This is a genomic window from Enterobacter sp. HMSC16D10, assembly GCF_001807145.1.
Classification (GTDB): Bacteria; Pseudomonadota; Gammaproteobacteria; order Enterobacterales; family Enterobacteriaceae; genus Enterobacter; species Enterobacter roggenkampii.
Genome location: NZ_KV787905.1, coordinates 30,585 through 48,281, shown reverse-complemented (window position 1 = coordinate 48,281; position 17,697 = coordinate 30,585). Strand labels below are relative to the sequence as shown.

Genomic DNA, 17,697 nt, shown 5'->3' with positions numbered 1-17,697 from the left:
TTTGAGTTTATGGCGTCATGAAACGTTCTCTTATTTTATCTCTGAGTGCTCCCTTCGTTTTTATTCTGGCTGCCTGTGCGCCTGAACATGCCACGGTATCTCCCATTAAAACGCAAACCACGGCGGCGTCGGTGAATACGGTTCTGAATCATCAGGACTGGCCGAAAAATGAGTGGTGGAAAGCATATAACGATCCGGAACTTAACGGGCTTATTGCGAAAGCATTAAGCGATGCGCCGGATATGCAGATTGCCCGTCAGCGCATTACGCTTGCGGAAGCCCAGGCCAAAGCGGCTATGGCTGCCGACGGTCCGCAGATTGATTTTTCAGCGGATGCCGAACGTCAGAAAATGTCCGCCGAGGGGCTGATGGGGCCCTTTGCCATTACCGACCCGGCGGCAGGGACAACCGGGCCGTGGTACACCAACGGCACCTTTGGCCTGACGGCAGGCTGGGATCTCGATCTGTGGGGAAAAAATCGCGCGCAGGTCGAAGCCCGGATTGGCAAAGTGAATGCGCAAAAAGCGGAGCTGGAGCAGACCCGTCAGCTGCTGGCCAGCAGCGTGGCGCGGCTCTACTGGGAGTGGCAAACGCAGGCCGCCGTGGGGGAGGTCCTCGCGCAGATTAAACATGAGCAGGACAATATTATCGGTGCCGATCGCGAGCTGTATCAGCACGGGATCACCTCCTCCGTGGAGGGCGTTGAAACGGATATCAACGCCAGCAAAACCGAAGAGCAGCTGGCCGAAGTCAACGGGAAAATGAAAGCCATTGAGGCGCGCCTGGTCGCGCTGACGAACGCCTCCTCCGTGAAGCTGACGCGGCACGCTTTGCCAACGGTGGAAGCCTCGCTACCGTCGACGCTCGGCTATGAACTGCTGGCACGCCGTCCGGATCTGCAGGAGGCGCACTGGTATATCGAAGCCTCCATGAGCGAAGTGGAGGCCGCCAGAGCGGCGTTTTATCCTGACGTGAACCTGATGGCGTTCTTACAGCAGGATGCCCTCCATCTGAGCGATCTGTTCCGTTCGTCCGCGCAGCAGATGGGCGTGACCGCCGGGCTGACGCTGCCGATTTTCGACAGCGGCAGGCTTAACGCCGGGCTGGATATCGCTCAGGCGCAGAACAACCTTTCAGTAGCCAACTACAACAAAGCGGTGGTAGAGGCCGTCAATCAGGTGGCACACACGGCCAGTGAAGTCGAAACGCTCATGGCGAAAAACAGCCACCAGCAGCAGGTTGAAAAAGATGCGGCACGGGTTGTAGCGCTGGCGCAGGCGCGTTTCAGCGCGGGGATCGTTGCGGGCTCCCGGGTCAGTGAAGCCAGAATACCGGCCCTCAAAGAGCACCTCGAAGGACTGCTGCTGAAGGGGCAGTATGTAGACGCCACGCTGCAGCTGACCTCCGCGCTGGGCGGTGGCTATCATCATGGCTAAAAAAGGTCATTAACTATACTTACCTCTTTGCAGTTTTTCAGGAGGTGAGTATGACCAGAGTAGCGATTGTGACCGCATCGGATTCCGGGATCGGTAAAACCACGGCCCTGATGCTGGCAGAGCGCGGGTTTGATATTGGCGTCACCTGGCACTCGGATGAGAAAGGGGCGCTGGAAACCTGCCGTGAAGTCGAAGCGCAGGGGCAGCGCGCGGAGGCTGTCCACCTTGATTTAAGCACCCTGCCGGAAGGCGCTGAGGCCATAGAGACGCTGATTGCGCGCTTTGGCCGGCTGGACGTGCTGGTCAATAATGCAGGGGCGATGACCAAAGCGCCATTCCTCGAGATGCCGTTTGACGACTGGCGGAATATTTTCATCGTCGACGTGGACGGTGCGTTTCTCTGTTCACAGATAGCCGCAAGGCAGATGGTGAAGCAGGGGGAAGGGGGACGGATTGTGAACATCACCTCGGTGCATGAACACACGCCTCTGCCGCAAGCGAGTGCCTACACGGCGGCTAAACACGCGCTCGGCGGGTTAACCAAATCCATGGCGATGGAGCTGGTGAAGCACAACATTCTGGTGAACGCCGTCGCGCCGGGTGCGATTGCCACGCCGATGAACGACATGGACGACAGCGAAGTGAAGGAAGGCTCCATGCCGGAAATCCCGCTGGCAAGGCCGGGCCACACGAAAGAGATTGCCAGCCTGGTGGCGTGGCTGTGTGACAGCGACGCCAGCTATACAACAGGGCAATCGTTTATCGTCGACGGGGGCTTTATGCTGGCGAACCCGCAGTTTAAGCCGGAGGGATAGATTCCCCTCTCCCTGTGAGAGAGGGTATTTTTAGTTCCCTCTCCCTGTGGGAGAGGGTTAGGGTGAGGGCATCAGGCCGCACTCACTCCTCATCCCGCGTCTTTTCACGGTGCTTCAGCCACAGTCGCACCGCAATCACCGCCACAACCACCAGAATCAACCACGCCCAGTGCTTCAGGTGCTGGTCGAGATTATGCAGCCAGGGCGCAATCACTTCCCCCCCTACATAGCCGAGCGTCGTAAAGATCAGCGCCCAGGCAATCGCGCCCACAATATTGAGCGGCAGAAAAATTTTGGGCGGCAGATGGCTGGCGCCAATCAGTATCGGCCCGATAATGCGAAAGCCATACATAAAGCGCGTGCCAATGACGAACAGGTAGGGATGACGTTGAATGAGCCGCTGAGCGCGGCGGATTTTCTTCTGATGCTTTGCGAAACGCTTGAGCAGCGTGGGCCCAAAGCGCAGCCCCAGAAAGTAGAGCAGCTGATCGCCTATCATCCCGCCCAGCGCGACCGCGGCAACAACCAGCGGGAACTTCAGTAACCCCTGATGCGCGGCGACGCCCCCTAACAGCGTGATGGTTTCACCTTCTGCCACGCTGCCGATGACCAGCGCGGCATAGCCATATTGCTCAATGAGTGCGTTAATATCCATTACGTAACGGTTTTCTCCCTCTGCGTGCCTCGTTTAATCATATACCCCTTGAATCAACGGCGGGGAAATCAACGGAAATTTCCCACTGTACATAAAATAATCTAAAGCCTGCATTATACTTAAGGTATCGCTGACGGGCCGACAACAAGGGGGCGCTATGAACCATGTCTGGGGACTTTTCTCCCATCCCGATCGTGAAATGCATGTCATTAAAAGTGAGAACGAAACGGTCTCGCATCATTACACGCACCACGTGCTGCTGATGGCCGCGGTGCCGGTAATATGCGCTTTTATCGGAACGACACAAATCGGCTGGAACTTCGGTGACGGCACCGTGGTTCAGCTTTCCTGGTTTACCGGACTCTATCTTGCCATCATCTTTTATGGCCTGATGCTGGCGGGGGTGGCGGTCATGGGGCGCGTCATTCACTGGATGGCGCGTAACTATCCGCAGCGTCCATCGCTGGCGCACTGTATGGTCTTTGCCGGGTATGTCGCGACCCCGCTGTTCTTAAGCGGTATTGTTGCGCTCTATCCACTGGTCTGGCTGTGCGCGCTGATCGGTACCATTGCCCTCTTTTACACCGGTTATCTGCTGTATCTGGGGGTTCCTACCTTCCTGAATATCAATAAAGAAGAGGGGCTGAGCTTCTCGAGCTCAACGCTCGCCATCGGGGTGCTGGTGCTGGAGGCGCTCCTGGCGCTGACGGTGATTCTTTGGGGTTATGGATACCGTCTCTTCTGAGTTCACTGCATTGCTGGCGTAAATGCCAGCAATGCAGCATCCGTTCACGATTATCCTCTGGCGACAACGCCCGCTGACGGCTATGATGCCGAAGCCAGCCTGTGTTTATCCAACAACCCAGGCGGTGTACGTCATAACGTGCGTGAATAATTATCAGAAGTCTCACCATGCTGAAATTCCGAGTCTCTTTACTTAGCCTGGCGCTGTTGCTGGGTGCGTCCGCAGTCGTACCGGCCGTCGACAAAACGCCCGCGGTGACCACCGCTGCTGCTCAGCCGCAAATTGCGTCCGGCAGCGCGATGATTGTCGATCTCAACACCAATAAGGTGATCTACGCCAGCCATCCGGACCTGGTGCGACCGATCGCCTCAATTACCAAATTAATGACCGCGATGGTGGTGCTTGATGCCCATCTGCCGCTGGACGAAAAACTGAAAGTGGATATTAGCCACACGCCGGAGATGAAAGGGATCTACTCCCGCGTGCGGCTGAACAGTGAGATCAGCCGTAAAAATATGCTGCTGCTGGCGCTGATGTCGTCTGAAAACCGCGCGGCGGCGAGCCTGGCGCACCACTATCCGGGCGGCTACGACGCGTTTATCCGCGCGATGAACGCCAAAGCCAAAGCGCTGGGGATGAACAATACGCACTATGTGGAACCGACGGGGCTGTCGATCAACAACGTCTCCACGGCGCGCGATCTGACGAAACTGCTGATTGCCAGCAAACAGTACCCGCTGATTGGTCAGCTCAGTACCACCCGTGAAGAGATGGCGACCTTTGCGAACCCGGCCTATACGCTGCCGTTCCGCAATACTAACCATCTGGTATACCGGGATAACTGGAATATTCAGCTAACGAAAACCGGCTTTACCAACGCGGCGGGACACTGTCTGGTGATGCGCACCGTATTTAACGGTAAGCCGGTGGCGCTGGTAGTGATGGATGCCTTCGGCAAATATACGCACTTCGCGGATGCGAGCCGCCTGCGGACCTGGATTGAAACAGGAAAAGTGCAGCCTGTCCCGGCCGCGGCATTGACGTATAAAAAGCAGAAAGCGGAGCAGATGGCGACGGCGCAGAACGACTGAGCCGTCTGTCAGTGCCGGGTGGCGGCTTTGCCTTACCCGGCCTACAAACACTAAAAACGGTAACCCAGGTTACCGTTTTGCGTTTATTCCGGCAGCGTCCAGTCACCATCGTTGAGCGGGCGCTGCATAATCACCGTATCCCGCCAGTCGCCTTTCTTGTAGCCTACGCTGCGCAGCTGACCGACAATCACGAAACCATGTTTTTTATGCAGACGTAACGAGCCGGCATTGTTATTGCCATCTCCTACCACGGCAATCATCTGCCGCCACGGCCCTTGCTCGCAGCGTGCGATCAGCGCATCCATCAGTGCCGTGCCAAAACCGCGCCCGGTGATGCTGGCATCCACGTAAATCGACTCTTCCAGGGTATAGCGGTAGGCGTGTCGCGGTCGGTAAGGGGTGGCATAGCAGTAGCCCACCACAATGCCGCGGTACAGCGCGATAAGCCACGGTAAACCGTTCTCCGCCACGCTTTTCATGCGATGACGCATTTCGTCAATAGTCGGGGGGACTTCTTCAAATGACGCGCGCCCGTGAAGCACATGCCAGGCATAGATCGCGGCAATGGCATGCACATCATCGGGACGGGCGTCGCGCACTTCCAGCTCGGTCTCGGATAAAACATCAATAGCCGACATGATGTGCCTGCTCCTCTTATCGAAGGCCGGAGAAACGTTTCTCCGGCGATAAGCGGTTACTCTATTACGATTAAGGAGCGCTTAACAATCTCTCAAATTTGGCTGTAGGAATTAATCAGACGTTTGCGTTATGTGCCGCTCCGCGTCTGCGCTCTCTTTCCAGTATTTCTTCCGCGTTGTTTTACCGATGCCGGGATTCATGCTGTTTGTAGGGTCATTCGCGCGATAAAACTGCTTAAGTGCGTCAGGGGCTTTATAAAGATGTCCGACGTTGTGTTCCGCAGGATATTGTGCGCCGCGTTCACGCAGAAGGGCGAGCATCTGCTCCTTCAGTTCGTGTGCATCGACCCCTTTCTTGACGATGTAATCCTGATGGAAGACATAGCACATAAAGTGACCGTAATAGAGCTTGTGCACCAGCTTGCTGTCGATTTCCGGCGGCAGGTGTTCAAACCACTCGGTGTCGTTACGCCGCAGGGCGATATCGAGCGCCAGAATATCTTCCACCTCTTCGGAATGTACCGCCTGATATCGGATGGCGGCCCCTGCGGCGGCAAAGCGGTGCAGGAAGGCTTTGCTGCCCTCTTCAGGCGTACAGGCAAAGAAATCCCCTTCGGCGGTTTTAAAGAATTCGGTCAGCCAGGCCTGCGCTTCGGCGATCCCGTCTCCGGCCATTTTCAGCAGCAGGTGATGTTCGTACTTGTCGCGCCAGGTTTTCATCCTCTCCGGTAAATGCGCCGGGAAAACGTTGCCCAGCTTCTGCATAAAGCGGTCGGTGAAGTGGGGTTTGAACAGCGACACTTTCTCCAGCATCGCGTCGGTACGGCCCTTCATGGTGAAGAAGAACGGCATTTTGTCGGTGCCGAGCTTGTCGATCATCAGGAACGTGTCTTTGCCGTAGCGCTCGGCGATGTCGTAAATGTCCCGGTGCATGTATTCGCCCGCCACCGGCAGGTGGGTGAATTCGCCCAGAATATGACGACGGATCTCCGTCAGAACCTCAGGCTGGTTGGTGCCGATGTAGAATACCTGCTGCTTTTTCTCGGCCGGGAAGGTGTCGAGACGCACCGCAAAAACGGCCAGCTTGCCCGCGCAGCCGGAGGATTCAAACAGGCGATCCGGGTCGGCGTTATAGCGCGCCGGCGTATCGGCGTTGATATCCCGCACGCGGGTCACGTAGTCATGATCGTGCGCATGGCGACCGTCGTGCTGAACGTCTTCGTCCTTCACGCGATCGTCGTCGAGCTTGCTGAGGATCTGTTCTGGCGTGACGCCGAGATCGATTCCCAGGTGGTTCACCAGCGTCAGCTTGCCGTTTTCGTCAATACGGGCAAACAGGGACATCTCGGTATAGGCGGGGCCACGCTGCACCAGCGAGCCACCGGAGTTATTGCAGATCCCACCGACCACCGAGGCGCCAATGCAGGAGGAGCCGATCACCGAGTGCGGTTCGCGGCCCAGCGGCTTAAGCGCTTTCTCGAGGGAGTAGAGTGTCGTGCCGGGGAACGCGAGCACCTGCTCGCCCTTGTCCAGCAGGTGCAGCTTGTCGAGGCGCAGGGTGCTGATAATCACGATGTCACGATCGTAATCGTTGCCGTTCGGCGTGGAGCCTTCGGTCAGGCCGGTGTTGGCCGCCTGCATTAAAATAATCTTGTCGGCGGCGACGCAGGCGCTCAGGACGCGCCACAGCTCCAGCAGCGTGCCGGGGAAAACCACCGCCAGTGCCTCGCCCTGACCGGAGCGGAAGCCCTTGCGGTAGCGGGCGGTTTTAGCCGGGTCGGTAAGCAGGTGAGAGGAGCCAACCAGGCGCGACAGTTCGTTAATAAAGGTTTTGTTATCGTCAGTTCGAACAGAAGACATCTTCCACTCCTTGTGGTGGGGCAAATTTCTCGCTGTAAAGCATAGCGCGATTAACTGTTAAGCGGTCGAGTATTCACGAGAAAAATCAGAGAATAACCCTGCAACGATCGGAGGGTTTGTGGCACACTGCGCTTTTCGCACGGTATGGCCGAGATCGTCCGGCGGTTATTGATGAGAGAGTAAAACGACATGAAATGGCTATGTTCTGTAGGTGTCGCCGTCAGCCTGGCGCTGCAACCTGCGCTGGCAGAGGATTTGTTTGGCAATCACCCGCTCACGCCTGAAGCGCGGGACGCGTTTGTCACGGAATTGCTCAAGAAAATGACGGTCGATGAGAAAATCGGCCAGCTGCGTCTGATCAGCGTCGGCCCGGATAACCCGAAAGAGGCCATCCGCGAGATGATCAAAGACGGGCAGGTAGGGGCCATCTTTAATACCGTCACCCGCCAGGACATCCGCAAGATGCAGGACCAGGTGATGGATCTCAGCCGCCTGAAAATTCCCCTGTTCTTTGCCTACGACGTGGTGCACGGCCAGCGTACCGTCTTTCCCATCAGCCTCGGCTTAGCGTCTTCCTTTAACCTCGACGCGGTGAAAACCGTCGGGCGCGTGTCGGCTTATGAAGCGGCGGACGACGGCCTGAACATGACCTGGGCGCCCATGGTGGACGTCTCGCGCGATCCGCGCTGGGGCCGCGGCTCGGAAGGCTTTGGTGAAGATACGTATTTAACCTCCACGATGGGTAAAACCATGGTGGAAGCGATGCAGGGCAAAAGCCCGGCGGACCGCTACTCGGTGATGACCAGCGTCAAGCACTTTGCGGCCTACGGCGCGGTGGAGGGCGGTAAAGAGTACAACACCGTCGACATGAGCCCGCAGCGCCTGTTCAACGACTACATGCCGCCGTACAAGGCAGGGCTGGATGCGGGCAGCGGCGCGGTGATGGTGGCGCTGAACTCGCTGAACGGCACGCCTGCAACCTCTGATTCCTGGCTGCTGAAAGACGTGCTGCGCGACCAGTGGGGCTTTAAGGGCATCACCGTTTCCGACCACGGCGCGATTAAAGAGCTGATCAAACACGGTACCGCCTCCGATCCGGAAGACGCGGTGCGCGTCGCGCTCAAGTCCGGCATCAACATGAGCATGAGCGACGAGTATTACAGCAAATACCTGCCGGGGCTGGTGAAGAGCGGCAAGGTGACGATGGCGGAGCTGGACGATGCCACCCGTCACGTGCTGAACGTGAAATACGACATGGGGCTGTTTAACGATCCGTACAGCCACCTGGGTCCGAAAGACTCCGACCCGGCAGATACCAATGCCGAAAGCCGCCTGCACCGCAAAGAGGCGCGAGACGTCGCGCGCGAAAGCCTGGTGCTGCTGAAGAACCGCCTCGACACGCTGCCGCTGAAAAAATCCGGCACCATTGCCGTGGTGGGTCCGCTGGCCGACAGCAAGCGCGACGTCATGGGCAGCTGGTCTGCCGCGGGCGTGGCTGACCAGTCCGTGACCGTGCTGACCGGTATCAAGAGTGCCGTTGGTGAAAACGCCAAAGTGGTTTACGCCAAAGGGGCGAACGTCACCAACGATAAAGACATCGTGACCTTCCTCAACCAGTACGAGGAAGCGGTGAAGGTCGATCCGCGCACGCCGAAGGAGATGATTGACGAAGCGGTGAACGCCGCGAAGCAGTCTGACGTCGTTGTAGCGGTCGTGGGTGAAGCGCAGGGTATGGCGCACGAAGCCTCCAGCCGTACCGATATCACCATTCCACAGAGCCAGCGCGATCTGATCGCCGCCCTGAAAGCCACCGGCAAGCCGCTGGTGCTGGTGCTGATGAACGGTCGTCCGCTGGCGCTGGTGAAGGAAGACCAGCAGGCTGACGCCATTCTGGAAACCTGGTTCGCCGGTACCGAAGGCGGTAACGCCATCGCCGACGTGCTGTTTGGCGATTACAACCCGTCGGGCAAGCTGCCGATGTCCTTCCCGCGCTCCGTCGGGCAGATCCCGGTTTACTACAGCCACCTGAATACCGGTCGCCCGTACAACGCCGACAAGCCGAACAAGTACACCTCTCGCTACTTCGACGAAGCTAACGGCCCGCTCTATCCGTTTGGTTACGGCCTGAGCTACACCACTTTCAAGGTCTCCGACGTGAAAATGTCGGCGCCGACCCTGAAGCGTGACGGCAAGGTCACCGCCAGCGTTGAGGTGACCAACACCGGCAAGCGCGAAGGGGCTACGGTGATCCAGATGTACGTGCAGGATGTCACCGCGTCGATGAGCCGTCCGGTGAAACAGCTGCGCGGCTTCGAGAAGGTCACGCTGAAGCCGGGGGAAACCAAAACCATCAGCTTCCCGATCGACGTGGATGCGCTGAAGTTCTGGAACCAGCAGATGAAATACGATGCGGAACCGGGCAAATTTAACGTCTTTATCGGCATGGACTCCGCCCGCGTGAATAAAGGCGAGTTCGAGCTGCTGTAACCTTTCCCTCCTTTGCCTCCCCCCGTCCTGCGGGGGAGGCGTCTTACCTTATGCTAAAAAGGCATTTTGACGGTTAATTCCGCCGTTTTAAGCTACGCTTTTCTCTCAAGCCTCTGAAAAAGGCAGCAAAAAAATGAGGATAGCGGAATGACGATTGCAAAGGGGATGTTGGGATCTGCGGTGTTACTGGCGGCGCTGAGCCTGCCGTTACAGGCGGCGGAGCCGGTAAAAGTGGGTTCGAAGATCGATACCGAAGGCGCGCTGCTCGGCAATATCATCTTGCAGGTGCTGGAAAGCCACGGCGTGAAAACGGTCAATAAAGTCCAGCTCGGCACCACGCCCGTCGTGCGCGGCGCGATAACCTCCGGCGAGCTGGATATCTACCCGGAATACACCGGCAACGGCGCATTCTTCTTCAAAGATGAAAACGATCCGGCATGGAAAAACGCCAAAGCCGGGTATGAGAAAGTCAAAAAACTCGACGCGGAACAGAACAAACTGGTCTGGCTGACCCCGGCGCCGGCCAACAATACCTGGACTATCGCCGTGCGCAAGGACGTGGCGGAGAAAGGGAAGCTGACTACCCTGGCGGATCTCAGCCGCTACCTGAAAGAGAAGGGCGACTTTAAGCTTGCGGCGTCGGCGGAGTTTATCGAGCGTCCTGACGCGCTGCCCGCGTTTGAAAAAGCCTACGACTTCAAGCTCGACCAGGCGCAGCTTCTCTCGCTGGCGGGCGGGGATACCGCGGTGACCATCAAAGCGGCGGCACAGCAAACTTCCGGCGTTAACGCGGCCATGGCCTACGGCACCGACGGCCCGGTGGCGGCGCTTGGCCTGCAGACCCTGACCGATCCAAAAGGCGTACAGCCAATTTACGCGCCGACCCCGGTGGTGCGTGAGGCGGTGCTGAAAGCGTACCCGGACATTGCAGAATGGCTCAAACCGGTCTTCGAAAAGCTGGATGAAAAAACGCTGCAGCAGCTGAATGCCAGCATTGCCGTCGAGGGGCTGGATGCCAAAAAAGTGGCCGCCGACTTCCTGAAACAACAAGGGCTTGTGAAGTAACGGGAAAAGGCTGTGCCAATAAAATGTCATAACCGCGTCCTGCTGCTGCTGGCCTGCGTGGCCATCGCAGCGGTCGCGTTACCGTTTGTCAACGTTGCCCCAAACCGCCTGATGTCGGGGGAGGGCAAAGCGCTCTGGCAGGTCTGGTCGTTTACGCCGGGGTGGCTGGCGGCGGCGCTGGGCGCGTGGGTGATCCTGTCGCTCTGGCAGGGACGCCCGGCCCAGTGGCTGACGCTGCTTCTCTCTGAAGGGCTGTTTATTCTCCTGTTCTGGAGCGCCGGGCTGGCGGCGACGCATATGGCCTCGGCGGAAAGCCCGCTGGCGAGAACCACTATCGGCAGCGGCCTGTGGCTGTGGCTGGCGCTCTGCCTGCTGGCCTGTAGCGATGCGATTCGTCGACTCATCCCCAGCGCCGTCTGGCGATGGGTGCTCAATGCGCAGATATGGTGTATTCCTTTACTCCTGCTGTTCAGCGGGGAGCTGAACAACCTCTCGCTGTTAAAAGAGTACGCCAACCGTCAGGAGGTGTTTGATGATGCCCTCGCGCAGCACCTGACGATCCTCTTCGGTACGCTCTTTCCGGCGCTTCTGGTTGGGATCCCCCTTGGCATGTGGTGCTATCGCCATCCTTCACGCCAGGGCGGGGTTTTTACCGTGCTCAACGTTATCCAGACCATTCCTTCCGTCGCGCTGTTTGGCCTGCTGATTGCGCCGCTGGCCGGGCTGGTGAAGTCGTTTCCGGCGCTGGGAATGCTGGGAATAGCCGGAACGGGATTAACGCCCGCGCTTATCGCGCTGGTGCTGTATGCCCTGCTGCCGCTGGTACGCGGCGTGGTCGCGGGCTTAGGTCAGGTCGCACCTGACGTGCTGGAAAGCGCCCATGCGATGGGAATGAGCGCGCGGCAGTGTTTCTGGAAAATTCAGCTGCCGCTGGCGCTGCCCCTGCTGTTGCGCAGCCTGAGGGTGGTGGCGGTCCAGACCGTCGGCATGGCGGTGATTGCGGCGCTGATTGGCGCGGGCGGCTTTGGCGCGCTGGTCTTCCAGGGGCTGCTGAGCAGTGCCCTGGATCTGGTGTTATTGGGCGTGGTGCCCACGATTGCGCTGGCGGTGGTCGTCGACGCACTGTTTGCCTTATGGCTCGCGCTGCTCGGGAGAAGAGCCAATGATTGAATTTCATGATGTCAGTAAAACCTTTGCCGGTCGCCCCGCGGCGAGCCACCTGAACCTGAACTTTGCCGAGGGGGCGTTTTCCGTGCTGATTGGCACCTCCGGGTCGGGCAAATCCACCACCCTGAAGATGATCAACCGGCTGGTGGAGCATGACAGCGGGCTGATCCGCTTTGCCGGGGAAGAGATCCGCAGCCTGCCGGTGCTGGAGCTGCGCCGTCGGATGGGCTATGCCATTCAGTCCATCGGCCTGTTTCCGCACTGGACGGTGGCGCAGAACATTGCCACCGTGCTGCAGCTGGAGAAATGGTCGCGGGCGAAAATCGCCGAACGTGTTGATGAGCTGATGGCTCTGCTGGGGCTAGAGCCTGCGCTGCGCGACCGCTATCCGCACCAGCTTTCCGGCGGGCAGCAGCAGCGCGTGGGCGTGGCGCGCGCGCTGGCGGCCAACCCGCAGGAGCTGCTGATGGATGAACCCTTTGGTGCGCTGGATCCGGTCACGCGCGGGGCGCTGCAGGTGGAGATGACCCGCATTCACCGCATTCTCGGACGCACGATCGTGCTCGTGACGCACGATATTGATGAAGCCCTGCGCCTGGCTGACCATCTGGTGCTGATGGATCATGGCGAAGTGGTGCAGCAGGGCTCGCCGCTTGAGCTGTTAACCTGGCCGAAGAACGACTTTGTGCGCGAGTTTTTTGGCCGCAGCGAATTGGGCGTCAGGCTGCTCTCCCTGCGAACGGTGAGCGACTATATGCGTCGGGAGGCGGCGCCGGTGAGCGGCGAACCGCTGCAGGCGCAGATGAGCCTGCGGGATGCGCTCTCCGCGTTTGTCGCGCGCCAGTGCGAAGTATTGCCCGTTTCGGATGCCCGGGGCGCGCCGTGCGGCACCTTACACTTTCGCGATCTGCTGGCCGGGGAGGTGACGCGTGAAGGCACTGCGTGATCCGCTTCTCTGGCTGGTAGCGCTCTTTGTCGGCTTACTGTTTCTGATGCCCCACAGCGCGGCGCTGTTTAACGGTCTCTTTCCCAGGCTGCCGCGGCCGGTGTATCAACAGGAGAGCTTCATTAATCTCGCCCTGGCGCATCTCTGGCTGGTGGCGCTCTCAAGCGCCATCGCGGTTGTGCTGGGCGTGGGGGCGGGCATCGCGGTCACGCGGCCCGCGGGCCGGGAGTTTCGCCCGCTGGTGGAGACGATTGCGGCCATCGGACAGACGTTTCCCCCGGTGGCGGTGCTGGCGATAGCGGTGCCGGTGATGGGCTTTGGCCAACAGCCTGCCATCATTGCGCTGATTCTGTACGGCGTATTGCCGGTGCTGCAGGGCACGCTGGCGGGCCTCGCGGCGGTACCTGCGTCCGTGCTGAGCGTGGCGGAAGGGATGGGGATGAGTCGCGGTCAGCGGCTGCGCAAGGTTGAACTGCCGCTAGCGGCACCGGTTATCATTGCCGGGATCCGCACGTCGGTCATCATTAACATCGGGACGGCGACCATTGCGTCGACGGTCGGCGCTAATACGCTGGGCACGCCGATCATTATCGGCTTAAGCGGGTTTAATACGGCGTATATTGTGCAGGGAGCGCTGCTGGTTGCGCTGGCGGCAATCGTCGTCGATCGCGCTTTTGAGCGGCTGGCGCTGTACCTCAGCCGACACCGCCGCGAACAATAAACGAGTATCCTGCCAGCATCACGCCGCCGATACCGCTTACGGCCATCAGGACAAAAAGGGTAATAATGGCCAGTTTGGTTGCCTTCATCATGTGCTCCTGTTGTTAACGGAACAATTATACGGTGAAGCGCAGCTGTTAATGAACCATTAAATGCCGTTATGGCTCATCCGGACCGAGGGAATAGACCGGGTAACCATTCTCACGCCATTCCGTCAGCAGCTGTTGCTGCGAGGCGGACGGCACTTCGCCACACCAGACCAGCAGGGTCTGGCCGTCGAAAAACTCAGGTCTGAGCTGCGCCAGCGAGTGCGCCAGAACATCCACGCGCCAGCCCTTCTGGGTGGCAATCCACGCTTCCAGCCACAGGCGGGTGGTGTCGTGTACGTTCCAGCCGACAACCAGCGCATCTTTTCCGGCTTTGTTCTTCGCTGAGGCAAGGCAGACGGCAATGTAGTTGATCAGCACGCCGTCGAGCATGCTGAGCAGCGCCTGCAGGGTGGACTGCTGGCACTGCAGGCGTCGCCGGAGCGGAATGAAAAGATGGGATATCAGCGTCTGCGCCGGGTAATCGCGACCCTGCTCTTTTATCCATCCACGCAGGCGCTGCAGGTTGCCCGCCTGCAGGAGCCGCAGCAGGGTTTCCTGTTGTTCGCGCCAGAGATGTTGCGTATCCGGGTCGTCGTGGCTCAGCAGGGACTTCACTTTCCCAACCTGCACGCCGTTGTCGATCCAGCTTTTGATTTCGCGAATGCGGTCGATATCGTCATCATTAAAAAGGCGATGCCCACCGTCGGTCCTCTGCGGTTTGAGTAATCCATACCGTCGCTGCCACGCCCGTAGGGTAACGGGATTGATATCACAAAGGAGTGCCACTTCACCGATCGTGTAAAGCGCCATATTCGCCCCCTGGCTTACGCGTCCCCAGCTTAACTGTAGACCCACTTTGCCGAACCAGGAAGAATTGATTGTTTTTTGCACAAAGAATGCGAAGCGTATGCGATATTCTGAAAAAGGTGTGATAACGGGCACGATTTTGCGCTTTTTTGGGATGCTTCAAAGAAAGTTGAGCCGCATCCGTGTATGTTACGCGTTTTTTAGCGTGTGCGGTTTTGAGTATGTACGAGTTTAACCTGGTGCTGCTGTTGCTTCAGCAGATGTGCGTGTTTCTGGTCATTGCCTGGCTGATGAGCAAAACGCGCCTGTTTATCCCGCTGATGCAGGTCACCGTCCGTCTGCCGCACAAATTCCTCTGCTACGTCGTATTTTCCATATTCTGCATTATGGGGACCTGGTTTGGTCTTCATATCGAAGACTCTATTGCCAATACGCGCGCTATCGGCGCGGTGATGGGCGGGCTGCTCGGCGGTCCCGTCGTCGGGGGGCTTGTCGGTTTAACCGGGGGGCTGCATCGCTATTCCATGGGCGGGATGACGGCGCTGAGCTGTATGATCTCCACGATCGTTGAAGGGCTTCTCGGCGGTCTGGTGCACAGCTATATGATTAAGCGAGGTCGCCCGGACAAGGTATTTAGTCCGCTGACCGCCGGTGCCATTACCTTTGTGGCCGAAATGGCGCAGATGGCGATCATTCTGCTGATTGCCCGTCCGTTTGAGGATGCGCTGCACCTGGTCAGCAGCATTGCCGCTCCGATGATGGTGACCAATACCGTGGGCGCGGCGCTGTTTATGCGCATTCTGCTCGACAAGCGCGCCATGTTTGAGAAGTACACCTCGGCCTTTTCCGCCACGGCGCTGAAGGTTGCCGCCTCGACGGAAGGGATCCTGCGCCAGGGGTTTAACGAAGAGAACAGCATGAAGGTGGCCCAGGTGCTCTACAAGGAGCTGGATATCGGCGCGGTGGCGATAACCGATCGGGAAAAGCTGCTGGCCTTTACCGGCACCGGCGACGATCACCATCTGCCGGGCAAGCCGATCTCCTCAGCCTATACGCTGCGCGCCATCGAAACCGGCGAGGTGGTGTATGCCGACGGTAACGAAGTGCCTTACCGCTGTTCGCTGCATCCCCAGTGCAAGCTGGGCTCCACGCTGGTGATTCCGCTTCGCGGCGAGAATCAGCGGGTGATGGGCACCATCAAGCTGTATGAGGCGAAAAACCGTCTGTTCAGCTCCATCAACCGCACGCTGGGGGAGGGGATCGCCCAGCTGCTGTCCGCGCAAATCCTCGCCGGGCAGTATGAGCGGCAGAAAGCCCTGCTGACGCAGTCGGAGATTAAGCTGCTGCATGCGCAGGTCAATCCGCATTTCCTGTTCAACGCCCTCAATACGCTTAAAGCGGTGATCCGCCGCGACAGCGATCAGGCCGCGCAGCTGGTGCAGTTTCTGTCGACCTTTTTCCGCAAGAACCTGAAGCGGCCGTCGGAGATCGTGACCCTCGCCGATGAGATTGAGCACGTGAATGCCTATCTGCAGATTGAGCAGGCGCGTTTCCAGTCGCGTCTGCAGGTGTCGCTCTCCGTGCCGGACGAGCTGGCGTATCAGCATCTTCCGGCCTTTACCCTGCAGCCGATTGTCGAAAACGCCATTAAGCACGGTACATCACAGCTGCTGGGAAGGGGGGAGATAACCATTGCCGCCAGCCGATTCAACCATCACCTGGTGCTGGATATTGAAGATAATGCCGGGCTTTATCAGCCTTCCGCCTCCGGCGGTTTAGGAATGAGCCTGGTGGATAAACGCCTGCGCGCCCATTTTGGCGATGACTGTGGCATTACCGTCGCCTGCGAGCCCGACCGATTTACCCGTATTACCGTACGACTGCCGCTGGAGGAAAACGCATGTTAAGAGTGCTGATTGTGGATGACGAGCCGCTGGCACGGGAAAACCTGCGCGTTCTGCTGCAGGAGCAGCCGGATATTGAGATTGTGGGGGAGTGCGCGAACGCCATTGAGGCTATCGGCGCGGTGCACAAGCTGCGCCCGGACGTGCTGTTCCTCGATATTCAGATGCCCCGCATCAGCGGGCTGGAGATGGTCGGCATGCTTGACCCGGAACATCGTCCCTACATCGTGTTTCTGACGGCGTTCGACGAATATGCCGTTAAGGCCTTTGAGGAGCATGCGTTTGATTATTTACTCAAGCCGATTGAAGAGAAGCGTCTGGATAAAACGCTCACCCGTTTACGCCAGGAGCGCACCGTGCAGGACGTCACGCTGCTGGCGGATAACCAGCAGCCGCTGAAGTTTATCCCCTGCACCGGGCACAGCCGGATCTATCTTCTGCAGATGGATGATGTGGCCTTTGTCAGCAGCCGCCTGAGCGGGGTATTTGTTACCAGCGCGGAAGGGAACGAAGGGTTTACCGAGCTGACCCTGCGCACGCTGGAGAGCCGCACGCCGCTGATTCGCTGTCACCGCCAGTACCTGGTGAATATGGCACATCTGAAGGAGATCCGCCTGGAAGATAACGGCCAGGCCGAGCTGGTGCTGCGCGCCGGGCAAACCGTCCCGGTCAGCCGCCGCTACCTGAAGAGTTTGAAAGAGGCGATTGGGCTGTAAAGCTGGTACACTGCGCGCCATTGCATCATCGACATTCGAAGGCACTATGCTAAGTAACGATATTCTTCGTAGCCTGCGCTACACCCTGAAAGCGAACAATAACGACATGGTGCGCATTCTTGCGCTGTCCGACATGGAATCCACGTCTGCCAGTTTTGACACGTGGATGACCAAAGAAGACGAAGAGGGGTTTGTCCGCTGTCCTGATATCATTCTGTCGGGCTTCCTGAACGGCCTGATTTACGATAAGCGTGGCAAAGATCCTGCCGCGCCAGAGCTGGCGCTGGAGCGTCGGGTGAACAACAACACGGTGCTGAAAAAGCTGCGTATCGCGTTCTCGCTGAAAACGGACGATATCGTGGCGATCATGACCGAGCAAAAATTCCGCGTATCCGTGCCGGAAGTGACCGCCATGATGCGCGCACCGGATCATAAAAACTACCGCGAGTGTGGCGACCAGTTCCTGCGTAATTTCCTGCGCGGGCTGACCCACCGGGTGCATCACCCGAAGGCGTGATGTTTAGCCGGGTGGCGGCTTCGCCTTACCCGGCCTACA

At 58.5% G+C, this 17,697-nt stretch carries 17 protein-coding genes; 12 read left to right on the top strand and 5 right to left on the bottom strand.

From position 1 onward, the window contains the following. Window positions 1-17 precede the first annotated feature (17 nt). Complete coding sequence (gene mdtQ / locus HMPREF3143_RS20380; RefSeq protein WP_008500907.1) at window positions 18-1,436, top strand: multidrug resistance outer membrane protein MdtQ; 1,419 nt, start codon at window positions 18-20, stop codon at window positions 1,434-1,436. A 50-nt stretch (window positions 1,437-1,486) separates the two neighbouring features. Beyond that, on the top strand, window positions 1,487-2,251 hold the full coding sequence (locus tag HMPREF3143_RS20375; RefSeq protein ID WP_084832206.1) for an SDR family oxidoreductase: 765 nt from the start codon (window positions 1,487-1,489) through the stop codon (window positions 2,249-2,251). A gap of 82 nt (window positions 2,252-2,333) precedes the next feature. Here the strand turns inward: HMPREF3143_RS20375 and HMPREF3143_RS20370 are convergent, their stop codons facing one another. Next, window positions 2,334-2,906 carry a DedA family protein gene (locus HMPREF3143_RS20370; protein WP_008500905.1) on the bottom strand — a complete coding sequence of 191 codons (573 nt, stop codon included), beginning with the start codon at window positions 2,904-2,906 and terminating at the stop codon, window positions 2,334-2,336. A 157-nt stretch (window positions 2,907-3,063) separates the two neighbouring features. Here HMPREF3143_RS20370 and HMPREF3143_RS20365 point away from each other — a divergent pair, with 157 nt between their 5' ends. Further along, a complete protein-coding gene (locus HMPREF3143_RS20365) occupies window positions 3,064-3,651 on the top strand; it encodes a Yip1 family protein (protein WP_008500904.1) in 588 nt (195 codons plus the stop codon). Window positions 3,652-3,818: 167 nt separating this feature from the next. Continuing rightward, on the top strand, window positions 3,819-4,742 hold the full coding sequence (gene pbpG, locus HMPREF3143_RS20360) for a D-alanyl-D-alanine endopeptidase (RefSeq protein WP_070534214.1): 924 nt from the start codon (window positions 3,819-3,821) through the stop codon (window positions 4,740-4,742). A gap of 83 nt (window positions 4,743-4,825) precedes the next feature. On the opposite strand, the gene HMPREF3143_RS20355 is transcribed toward pbpG, so the two are convergent. Then, window positions 4,826-5,380, bottom strand: a complete 555-nt coding sequence (locus tag HMPREF3143_RS20355; RefSeq protein WP_008500902.1) for a GNAT family N-acetyltransferase — start codon at window positions 5,378-5,380, stop codon at window positions 4,826-4,828. A 111-nt stretch (window positions 5,381-5,491) separates the two neighbouring features. Further along, window positions 5,492-7,240: a D-lactate dehydrogenase gene (gene dld / locus HMPREF3143_RS20350; RefSeq protein WP_044597911.1), complete on the bottom strand. Its 1,749-nt coding sequence runs from the start codon at window positions 7,238-7,240 to the stop codon at window positions 5,492-5,494. A gap of 189 nt (window positions 7,241-7,429) precedes the next feature. On the opposite strand from dld, the gene bglX reads away from it, so the two are divergent. The 5 genes from bglX (at window position 7,430) to HMPREF3143_RS20325 (ending at window position 13,626) form a co-directional block, all read left to right on the top strand. Then, window positions 7,430-9,727: a beta-glucosidase BglX gene (bglX, locus tag HMPREF3143_RS20345; protein WP_070534213.1), complete on the top strand. Its 2,298-nt coding sequence runs from the start codon at window positions 7,430-7,432 to the stop codon at window positions 9,725-9,727. A gap of 147 nt (window positions 9,728-9,874) precedes the next feature. After that, complete coding sequence (locus tag HMPREF3143_RS20340) at window positions 9,875-10,792, top strand: glycine betaine ABC transporter substrate-binding protein OsmF (RefSeq protein WP_021241490.1); 918 nt, start codon at window positions 9,875-9,877, stop codon at window positions 10,790-10,792. A 12-nt stretch (window positions 10,793-10,804) separates the two neighbouring features. Next, window positions 10,805-11,962, top strand: coding sequence for an ABC transporter permease (locus tag HMPREF3143_RS20335; RefSeq protein ID WP_008500898.1), 1,158 nt, complete (start codon window positions 10,805-10,807; stop codon window positions 11,960-11,962). Next, complete coding sequence (locus HMPREF3143_RS20330; RefSeq protein ID WP_070534212.1) at window positions 11,955-12,905, top strand: ABC transporter ATP-binding protein; 951 nt, start codon at window positions 11,955-11,957, stop codon at window positions 12,903-12,905. Before HMPREF3143_RS20335 ends, HMPREF3143_RS20330 begins: the two co-directional genes overlap by 8 nt. Further along, window positions 12,889-13,626, top strand: coding sequence for an ABC transporter permease (locus tag HMPREF3143_RS20325; RefSeq protein ID WP_070534211.1), 738 nt, complete (start codon window positions 12,889-12,891; stop codon window positions 13,624-13,626). The genes HMPREF3143_RS20330 and HMPREF3143_RS20325 overlap by 17 nt, the downstream gene beginning before the upstream one ends. Here the strand turns inward: HMPREF3143_RS20325 and HMPREF3143_RS25205 are convergent. Together HMPREF3143_RS25205 and mlrA are read right to left on the bottom strand one after the other, a co-directional pair. Beyond that, the gene (locus HMPREF3143_RS25205; RefSeq protein WP_008500895.1) at window positions 13,601-13,714 is read right to left on the bottom strand and encodes a protein YohO; all 114 of its coding nucleotides are present in this window, start codon (window positions 13,712-13,714) and stop codon (window positions 13,601-13,603) included. The genes HMPREF3143_RS20325 and HMPREF3143_RS25205 overlap by 26 nt on opposite strands. A gap of 69 nt (window positions 13,715-13,783) precedes the next feature. After that, window positions 13,784-14,524: an HTH-type transcriptional regulator MlrA gene (mlrA, locus tag HMPREF3143_RS20320; RefSeq protein ID WP_008500894.1), complete on the bottom strand. Its 741-nt coding sequence runs from the start codon at window positions 14,522-14,524 to the stop codon at window positions 13,784-13,786. Between the two features lie 218 nt (window positions 14,525-14,742). Here mlrA and HMPREF3143_RS20315 point away from each other — a divergent pair, with 218 nt between their 5' ends. From HMPREF3143_RS20315 to HMPREF3143_RS20305, 3 genes are read left to right on the top strand one after another with little or no spacing between them, the layout of a single operon-like run. Then, complete coding sequence (locus tag HMPREF3143_RS20315) at window positions 14,743-16,428, top strand: sensor histidine kinase (protein WP_025913217.1); 1,686 nt, start codon at window positions 14,743-14,745, stop codon at window positions 16,426-16,428. Then, a complete protein-coding gene (gene btsR / locus HMPREF3143_RS20310) occupies window positions 16,422-17,141 on the top strand; it encodes a two-component system response regulator BtsR (protein WP_070534210.1) in 720 nt (239 codons plus the stop codon). The genes HMPREF3143_RS20315 and btsR overlap by 7 nt, the downstream gene beginning before the upstream one ends. A gap of 46 nt (window positions 17,142-17,187) precedes the next feature. Then, window positions 17,188-17,658, top strand: a complete 471-nt coding sequence (locus tag HMPREF3143_RS20305; RefSeq protein WP_008500891.1) for a YehS family protein — start codon at window positions 17,188-17,190, stop codon at window positions 17,656-17,658. Window positions 17,659-17,697 lie beyond the last annotated feature (39 nt).